Annotated in this window: 8 protein-coding genes; 5 read left to right on the top strand and 3 right to left on the bottom strand. The window is 70.0% G+C overall.

Features of this window, described 5'->3' with window-relative positions; genetic code table 11:
- Positions 1 to 33: 33 nt before the first annotated feature.
- On the bottom strand, positions 34 to 654 hold the full coding sequence (locus tag ACGF8A_RS34280; protein WP_393114707.1) for a hypothetical protein: 621 nt from the start codon (positions 652 to 654) through the stop codon (positions 34 to 36).
- A gap of 207 nt (positions 655 to 861) precedes the next feature.
- The gene (locus ACGF8A_RS34275; protein ID WP_393114704.1) at positions 862 to 1,632 is read right to left on the bottom strand and encodes a hypothetical protein; all 771 of its coding nucleotides are present in this window, start codon (positions 1,630 to 1,632) and stop codon (positions 862 to 864) included.
- A 437-nt stretch (positions 1,633 to 2,069) separates the two neighbouring features.
- On the opposite strand from ACGF8A_RS34275, the gene ACGF8A_RS34270 reads away from it, so the two are divergent.
- From ACGF8A_RS34270 to ACGF8A_RS34255, 4 genes are all read left to right on the top strand, one after another.
- A complete protein-coding gene (locus ACGF8A_RS34270; protein WP_282689861.1) occupies positions 2,070 to 2,333 on the top strand; it encodes a helix-turn-helix transcriptional regulator in 264 nt (87 codons plus the stop codon).
- 170 nt (positions 2,334 to 2,503) lie between these two features.
- Positions 2,504 to 3,352, top strand: a complete 849-nt coding sequence (locus ACGF8A_RS34265; RefSeq protein WP_393114701.1) for a DUF6083 domain-containing protein — start codon at positions 2,504 to 2,506, stop codon at positions 3,350 to 3,352.
- A gap of 3 nt (positions 3,353 to 3,355) precedes the next feature.
- Positions 3,356 to 3,832, top strand: a complete 477-nt coding sequence (locus ACGF8A_RS34260) for a hypothetical protein (RefSeq protein WP_393114699.1) — start codon at positions 3,356 to 3,358, stop codon at positions 3,830 to 3,832.
- Positions 3,829 to 5,319 (top strand): UvrD-helicase domain-containing protein, encoded by a 1,491-nt coding sequence (locus ACGF8A_RS34255; RefSeq protein WP_393114697.1) that lies wholly within the window; start codon positions 3,829 to 3,831, stop codon positions 5,317 to 5,319. Before ACGF8A_RS34260 ends, ACGF8A_RS34255 begins: the two co-directional genes overlap by 4 nt.
- Positions 5,320 to 5,475: 156 nt before the next feature.
- Here ACGF8A_RS34255 and ACGF8A_RS34250 read toward each other — a convergent pair whose 3' ends face one another.
- Positions 5,476 to 5,640 carry a hypothetical protein gene (locus ACGF8A_RS34250; RefSeq protein WP_354827526.1) on the bottom strand — a complete coding sequence of 55 codons (165 nt, stop codon included), beginning with the start codon at positions 5,638 to 5,640 and terminating at the stop codon, positions 5,476 to 5,478.
- Between the two features lie 774 nt (positions 5,641 to 6,414).
- On the opposite strand from ACGF8A_RS34250, the gene ACGF8A_RS34245 reads away from it, so the two are divergent.
- On the top strand, positions 6,415 to 8,220 hold the full coding sequence (locus ACGF8A_RS34245; RefSeq protein ID WP_393114693.1) for an AAA family ATPase: 1,806 nt from the start codon (positions 6,415 to 6,417) through the stop codon (positions 8,218 to 8,220).
- Positions 8,221 to 8,250 lie beyond the last annotated feature (30 nt).

Below are 8,250 nucleotides of genomic sequence, written 5' to 3'. Positions count from 1 at the left end.
AGCAGGCGCCGATAGCCTACGAACAGCAGCCAGCTACCCTGACACTTGCCGCATGACTGCACGAACAGGTGTCCACTCCTCGGGGACAAGGCCCGCGGTGTAGAACACGGAGTTGCCCTGCTTGGTGCGCTGGGCCTGATTCCTGGCGACAAGCCCTTCGATCGTCGTGCGCACCACGGTCGTCTTGATAGTGCGTTCGGGGTGCTGCTGTCCCAGTGCGGCGGTGATTTCGGCGGCGGAGCGGGGTTCACTCAGGCCCGCCAGGTGTTCGCGGACGAGGTCGACGAGCGTGGGTGAGGCTGAAGCCGTGGCCGGTGCCTTGGCAGCGGTCTTCTGACCGGCCCGCTTCCGGTCTGCGGTGGCGGGCTTCTTGTCCCTCGTCTGCTTGGCCGCGCCCGCTGCCTTCTTGCGGGCAGCAGGCACTGTCGCGACGGGTTCGGCTGTCGGCGCTGCGGGTGCCGCCGGGATGCCGAGGGCCTGCTGGATGTTCACCAGGACCGTGTGGTCGTGCCGCAAGGAAGTCAACTGTGCCTCAAGTGCTTCGATTTCACCGCTGAGGCGTTCTTGCTCCTTGAGGTTGCGTTCAAGGTCGCCTGCCACCTGCGCGCTGTACTGCGAGGTCAACTCGGTGGTTTCGGCAGTGGTTTCGGACATGCTGCTCACACCCCTTCCGGGCGCTGCGTACCAGCGAGCACGATGCTCGTGGCGTATGCGCAATCCAACTCGTGTGCTTTCCGCCTGGTGCCGTGTGACCAGTGGCAGTTACTGCCGCACAGTTATTCACAGCGATAGTACGGAAGCCACCTGCATCCTTCTCCGCTGCATGACTGCGAGACGGCAGGCAGGCCGATCCTGCGGCGGTCAGTGCGCAGACGAGTCCGTGGAGCCGGAGACGGGGCGGTGAAGGGGAGCCGGCTGCCAGTGCACCTCGTCGGTGTCGCGCTGATGGTGCCAGGCTGACAGGGTGCGGCCGGCGACCAGCCGGTCGAGCAGTACTCCGGTCTGCTGGGGGGAGTGCCCGCACAGGCGGGCGATGACGGCCATGTCGGCTGCCGGGCCGGCCGGGGTGGTGTGGGCGGCCAGGACCAGGGCGGTCAGGCGGTCTGCGGGTTTTGCTGCTGCCGCAACGGTGAGCGGGGCGGGCTTGAGGGCCCAGTGGGCGGCGCGCCGGCGGGCGCTGCGGCCCGGGGCTTGGTTCAGTGCCGCGTCGTCCAGCAGCCGTACCTGCAACGGCGCTGTCCGGGGGGCGGGCGGGTCGAGCCAGCCGTCCTGTGCCAGTTCCTGCCACGCATCGTTGTGCCGGTGCAGGCGCATGCCGCGCAGCAGGCCGGCGGGCAGCTGGGCGCGGCCGTGGGTGTCGGCGCGCAGGGCGCATTGCAGGGCCAGCAGCCGGGCGGCGGGAGAGGTGACGCAGCCGAGTGTGGAGGCGAGGTGGGTGAGCATTTCCCGTACCCGTTGCGGCTCGTCTCCGTGCACCCGCGTCCGGACGAGGGCTGATGCGGCCGGTCGGCGAGGGCTGAGCAGGGTGTCCGGCACCACGGCGGTGTGGCTGGTCGCCGCCGCGCAGGCCGCGCACGCGTCGGCCAGCCGCCAGGTGCGGCCGCCGCGGTCACGGGTCAGCGCCAGCAGCACCCGCCCGGCACAGCCGCGATGGCGCGGATGCCACACACAGCCCCGCAGCCGGCACTGGCAGCTGCGCAGGTGCGCCGGCAATGCATCCGCGCGGACATGGCAGGCGAGATGTGCCAGGGCGGCCGACCGCGCGGAGGACGCCTGCACGGGAAAGGCGCGGGCGGTACACGAGGGGCAGACGAGTGCAGGGCCGTCCGCCTGCGGACGCAGCTCCACTGTCCAGATACGCCGCACTGCGGCATGCGCGCCACCGAACCTCATGGGCTGGCCGTCCTCCCGTCTGTCCGCGTTGTGGCGGGGGTTCACCGTGGCAGGCCCCCGAGACGGACGCACTGTAGTGCAGATTCCCGCACCGCGGATTTCACCCTCCCCCGCCCCCGACGAAAGTGCAGAAACCCGCACTGACGGGGCAGGGGTCTGCACCGTCGGATGGTCGGGTGACGATCTTGCCGCCCGACCCCGACCTCACTGCGCTGCGCGTCGTGCTCGCGCGCCTGCGGGCCGAACGCAGTTGGACCTTCGACGAACTCGCCGACCGCAGCGGGCTTGCCCGGCGCACCCTCATCGACCTCGAACACGGACGCACCACCGGCAGCGTCACCACCTGGCACACCCTCGCCCACACCTTCAACGTGCCCATCGAGCGCTTCCTGGGCGCCCTGTGCGAGGACCACACCCCGCCCGGCACGGCCACTTCCTGACCCCTCGCTCCGTCCCGGCGTGCACCACGCCGCGAATCACCCGATCGGGCAATCAGGCATAGAACAGCCATCCGCAGCAACGCTCACGTGTGCGGGCTCGTTGGGCCGGCCGTAGGACATACCCCCGACACGCTACTCACGTCCGCGTGTCGCCTGGCACGGTCCGGGCCATGTGCCCCACGCCCGCCCCCGACGGCCGCCACTGGGACGGCAGCCCCCGCGCCACCCACCGCCCCCGCCCGCTCCGGGTAACCACCACCAGCCCCAGCCGCCTGCTGCGCGCCGGACAAACCGGCCGCTGCCGCCACTGCGGCCACCGCATCGACCTCTACCAGCGCCCCGACCAGCGGCCCATCGCCCTGCACCCCGCCGAACTGGCCACCACCGACGTCCCCGAATCCTGCCGCTGGCACCTCAGCGGCGGCATCGCCTACCCGCACGGCGACAACAGCACCTGGTGCCGCATCCCGCACGCCGTGCTCTGCCCCCACCGCACCCCCACCTGCCAGGCTGGCCCCCGTCTCGAGGCGATCCGCCGCCAACTCGCCGTCCGTACCCGCCGCCTGATCGACACCGGGGCCCTCGCCCCCGCCACCCCGCAGCCCGCCGCTCCCCACACCGGCGGACCCGACCGCCCGGTCGTCCAGCTGCTGCTGTGCCGCTACCTCGCCCAGCAGCGGCTTGAGGACCTGCGCTGCGTCGCCCAGACCCGCCACCGCCATCGCTGCCCCAACCCCATCCTCGCCGGACCGGCCGGGACCTGGAAACTGCTGCCCACCACCGTCCAGCACGGACAACTCGCCCTGCCCGATGTCCTGATGGCCGTCTACGACCTGGGCCACCTCTCCTGCGGCGAACAGCTGCGCTGGCGCACTCAGCGCTGCCCGGCACACGCCACCGTCCCTGGTGCCGCCGACCTCGCCCTGGCCTGCTGGGAACCCTTCGACCCCCTCCTGCACGCGGCACACATCCGCACCCGTCTGCCCCATTCCTCGCCCCGCCTGCACCGAAGGGGATGACCAGTGCCGCACCACGCCCTGGAAATCACGCTGACCCGCCCCCTGCCCCCGCCCGTCCTGTACCGCGCCGCCCGCCTGCTGCCGCTCGCCGCCAACCACGACGCCACCCGCCTGATGGCCCTCGTACCGGCCAAGACCCCTCACGCAGCGGCCCGCCGGCTGCGCCGCCGCCTCGGCACCCGGCTGCCCATCGACGTGATCACCACCCACTACCCGGACGCCGACCACAGCGTGCTGCTCAACATCGCCTTCCCGCCCGCCGCGCACGCCACCCTGACCGCCAGCGCCCGCCGCGCCCAGCAGACCCCCGAGCTCTTCCTGGAACTGGCCGTGCGCCGGGCCCTGGCCGAGCACGCCGACCGGGAGACCGAGCGCCTCGACCACGCGGTGCGACAGCTGCTGGCCCATACCACCCCCGCGTACCTGCTGGCCGCCGTCGGGCACGCACTCACCCGACTCCCCGAGAGGCCCACGCCGTGAACCCCACCGACGAACAGACCGCCGCCGCCGACGCCTTCCACGCCGGCGACCACCTCGCCCTGCAGGCCGGCGCCGGCACCGGCAAGACCACCACCCTCGCCCTCCTCGCCCGCGTCACCACCCGCCGCGGCCGCTACCTGGCCTACAACCGGGCCATCGCCCAGGACGCACGCGCCCGCTTCCCCAGCACCGTGCAGTGCAAGACCGCCCACGCCCTCGCCTACGCCGCAGTCGGCCACCGCTACACCCGCCGCCTGAACGCACCCCGCCGCCCGGCCTGGCAGACCGGACAAGCTCTCGGCCTGACCAAAGCCGTCCGCATCGGCGACCGCGAGATCTCCCAACGCGCCCTGTCCAACGCCGCCCTGCGTACCGTCGCGCGCTTCTGCCACACCGCGGACGAGGCCATCACCCGCCACCACGTCCCCCGCCTGCGCGGTCTGGACGACTGCGACCTGCATGCCCAACTCGCCGCCCACATCCTGCCGTTCGCCCGCAAAGCCTGGGCCGACCTGCAACACCCCGACGACGGCGCCGTCCGCTTCGACCACGACCACTACCTCAAGATCTGGGCCCTGACCCGGCCGCGCATCCAGGCCGACTTCCTGCTGCTGGACGAAGCCCAGGACACCAACCCCGTCGTCGAACAGATCTTCCTCGCCCAGCGCGGCCACGCCCAGCTCGTCATGGTCGGCGACTCTGCCCAGGCCATCTACCACTGGCGCGGCGCCAAAGACGTCATGACCGGCTTTACCGGCACCCAGCTGACCCTGTCCCAGTCCTTCCGCTTCGGCCCCGACCTCGCTCGGGAGGCCAACCGCTGGCTGCATTTCGCCGACGCCCCGATCCGCCTCACCGGCACCCCCGCCGTGCCCACCGAACTCGGCCCCGTCACCCAGCCGGACGCCGTGCTGTGCCGCACCAACGTCGGCGCCATGGCCCAGGTCATGACCCTCATGGCGGCCGGCTGCCAGGTCGCCCTGGCCGGGGGAGGAGACAGCCTGCAGGCCCTGGCCCTCGCGGCCCGCGACTTGAAGGAAGGCCGCCGCACCCACCACCCCGAGCTCATCCTCTTCCCCTCATGGGGCGATCTGCAGGACTACGCCGCCCACGACCCGGCCGGCCGCGACCTGCAGCCTCTGGTCAACCTCGTCGACACCCACGGCGCCGACGCCATCCTTACCGCCGTCGCCCGCCTCGCCCCCGAGTCGCACGCCCAGGTCACCGTCTCCACCGCCCACAAGGCGAAGGGACGCGAATGGCCCCGCGTGCTCATCGCCGACGACTTCGCCCGTCCTGAGGACAGCACTCCTGACGAGCAGACAGGCACGGCGGCGCCACCTGATCCCATCGACGACGCCGAAGCCCGTCTGGCCTACGTGGCTGTCACCCGTACCCGCCAACGCCTCGACCTGGGCGGCCTGTCCTGGATCCACGACCACCCCGACAAGGCTCACGGTCCCTCACAAGCCGCATCCCCGGCGTGAGGTCATCGCATCCGAGAATGCCTACCAGGTGAGGGCGAATCCGCCGGACAAGCACTCGGCGTTCAAGGGCGAAGGAGCGCCGTGGGGAGCCGAGGCGACCTGGTTTGAGCCGTCACCGTCGCAGGCAGGGTGGAGCCGGGCATCAGGCCGCGCCGCTTACTCAGCCCTCTCCGGTGGCTCGGCATCGGTGGGCAGGGGGTCGACGTCCAGATCTGTTCCGACGGCCTTGTAGCGAAGCTCGTTGACCAGGGGCTCGGTTGCGACCGCGCGGTCGGGATGACGGGCGGCGATCTTCAGGGTGAGCGTCCGGGCGAGGATCATCGCGATAATCACCGGGCTGGCCGGGCCGAAGCTCCCGCTGGGTGATGGACCGCTGCACACAGGCGCGCGTGATCACGTCGCCTGACATGACGAGTCGCTGCTGGTGATGCAGCCCGGACACCCGGAAGCGGGATGGGCATGCATGATCCCCAGGCCCGGCCGCGGCCGTTCTGCTCGACCGGTGCCGGACCGGCCGCGCGGTAGGCCCGGACCGACACCGTCTGCCGGTGCGGCCGCTCGAACATATCCTTGTCCTTGAACCGGGCAGACGTTGTGCAGCAGACAGTGCGGCGCGCTCGGGATCCAGATCGCCGACATCTCGGTCCCCGCGCCTCGGATACGCGCTCCCTTCTGCCGCGGTCGAGGCACAATCCGCAACCACTGGTGAGTTCTGCTGAGTTCCAGTATGCCGCCGAGGGTGGGGGCGCCGAGGAAGGCCGGACCCGGACGGTATGCGACAGCTATCACGCCCGGCGAACAGCAGGCCATGCAGTCACCGCTCCGCCCCGGCGGTGCTCAGCATGTTCTTGCCCGGTGTTGTGGGGTGCTGTGCCGCTCCGGGCGGCTGCTGGGATGGGTGAATTGGCGTAAACCGCCCGGCTGTTGTCTGTGGCACCTCTAGTATGACGGTTCGTTCCGGGCGCTCGTCTGTCTCACCCGCACGCGCATTACCCGCACGTCCCACCCCTCTCCGGCCGGCGAGGGGAGATTCGGAGCCGTTAGACCGTGTACCTCATCCGTTTCTCCGCGTGCGGTTTCCGCTCCCTGGCACGCGTGGAGGACATCCCGGTCAGCAGCCCGACAATCCTGGCCGGCCGTAACGACGGGGGGAAGAGCGCGGTGTTGACCGCGCTGGCCTTTCTGCTGGGCCATCACCGTCTGACGGAGGAGGACCGGACCTACGCACAGGGCGAGGGTGCCGCGAAGGGCCGCTGCGGAGAGACCTGGGTGGAAGGTGTCTTCACCCTGGACGCTGGTGAGCAGGCCGTCGCGGCCCTGCCGCCGAGCGTACGGATCCGGCGTATCGCCGAGGACGGGCAGGCGGCCCGGTGGCAGTACTTCGGCTCCCAGCCGGCCGACAGCCGGCTGCACGATCTGGGACGGATGCTGAAGAACGACCTCGCTGCACTCGTCACGGAGTTCGGACTGTCACCGGCCGGCTCCCTGAGAGGCGATTTCCTCGAGGCCGTCACGGCCTACGCTGCCACGGCGCCGCAGGCAGAGCAGTGGATGCCTCTGCCTAAACAGCTCCAGGAGCGTCTGCCCCGGCTGCTGCCGTTCGGAGGCAAGGACGAAAGCCCCGACGATGCCGTGCGTACCGCCCTGAACAGCTGTTACGAGACCCTGCTTGAAGACGACACGCTGCAGGGGCGAGTACGGGAGATCGAATCGGAGATCACTCAGCGGCTGGAGAAGGAGGCCGATTCCCTGTGCCAGCACATCCGTCAGCACTGCGGTGACTTCGTCGGTGTGCAGGTCAAGCCCGAGGTGTCTTTCAAGGGCGGTTTCAAGCGTGCCCCGCTGGAAGTCTCCAAGGCCGACGGCGAACCGGTCGACCTCACCCGCTCCGGCCAGGGCAGCAACCGGCGGATCGCGCTGGCCGTGTGGGAGTGGACCAGTAATCTGCTGGAACACAGCGGACTGGCCATTACTACGGGCGAGGCTGAGGAGCAGCAGGAGCCGACACAGGCCATCGTCGTCTACGACGAGCCTGACACTCACCTCGACTACCGCCACCAGCGCACCGTCATGGACATCATCCGTAAGCAGTGCGCCCTGCCCCACGTCAACGTCATGGTCGCCACCCACTCGATGAACCTCATCGACGGTGTCGACATCGCCGACGTGGTTCACCTTCGTCTCGACGACAGCGGCCGCACTGTCGTCGAGCGCCTCACCGACGACTCCCACGACGGCATCGATTTCCACCTGGGGCAGATCGCCGCCGCAGTGGGGCTGCGCAATTCCGTCCTGCTGCACGAGCGCTGCTTCCTCGCCGTGGAGGGACCCACCGAGCAGCAGTGCCTGCCCCTGCTCTTCCGCCTGTCCCAGGGCCTTTCCCTCCAGGCGGCCGGCATCGCCCTGTGGGCCTGCGGCAACAACGAAGGAGCCCTGCTCCTGGCCGGGTATCTGATCAGGAACCGCCGCACCGTGATGCTGATGGTCGACGCCGACAGCCGCAGCAACAAGCAGTTCAGGCAGGAAAGGCTGATCAAAGCCGGCCTCGACCTCGCCACCCAGGTCACCTGGGTGGGCGAAGCGGAGGGCCACAACGAACTCGAAGAACTCTTCACTGACACACAGTGGGCCGCAGCCGCCAATACGCACTGGCCCCGCCCGCAGAGCAACGACTGGACAGCTGAGGACTTCACCGCACACCGGGGAGGCAAGTTCAGTTCCCGCATCCTGACCATGATCAAGGAGCAGGCGCAGCACACGAGCCCGGACGGCAAGGGCGACATGCTCTACGCGCTCGTGTCCACGCTTACCACGCCCGACGACGTACCGACCCAACTGAGAGGCCGTATCTCTATCGATCATGAGCGCGATGCGATCGAAAACGACGGTGGGGGCGGGTGAATTTGGCCGTTCCGTGCATGAAGGCAGGGC

Origin of the sequence: Streptomyces sp. NPDC047706 (genome assembly GCF_043204795.1) — a bacterium.
Lineage (GTDB): Bacteria > Actinomycetota > Actinomycetes > Streptomycetales > Streptomycetaceae > Streptomyces.
This window is presented reverse-complemented; position numbering and strand designations above follow the sequence as displayed.

Excerpts from the sequence above, each read along its gene's own strand:
- ACGF8A_RS34280 (WP_393114707.1), bottom strand. The coding sequence starts at position 654 with ATGTCCGAAACCACTGCCGAAACCACCGAGTTGACCTCGCAGTACAGC.
- ACGF8A_RS34265 (WP_393114701.1), top strand. The coding sequence starts at position 2,504 with ATGTGCCCCACGCCCGCCCCCGACGGCCGCCACTGGGACGGCAGCCCC.
- ACGF8A_RS34250 (WP_354827526.1), bottom strand. The coding sequence starts at position 5,640 with ATGATCCTCGCCCGGACGCTCACCCTGAAGATCGCCGCCCGTCATCCC.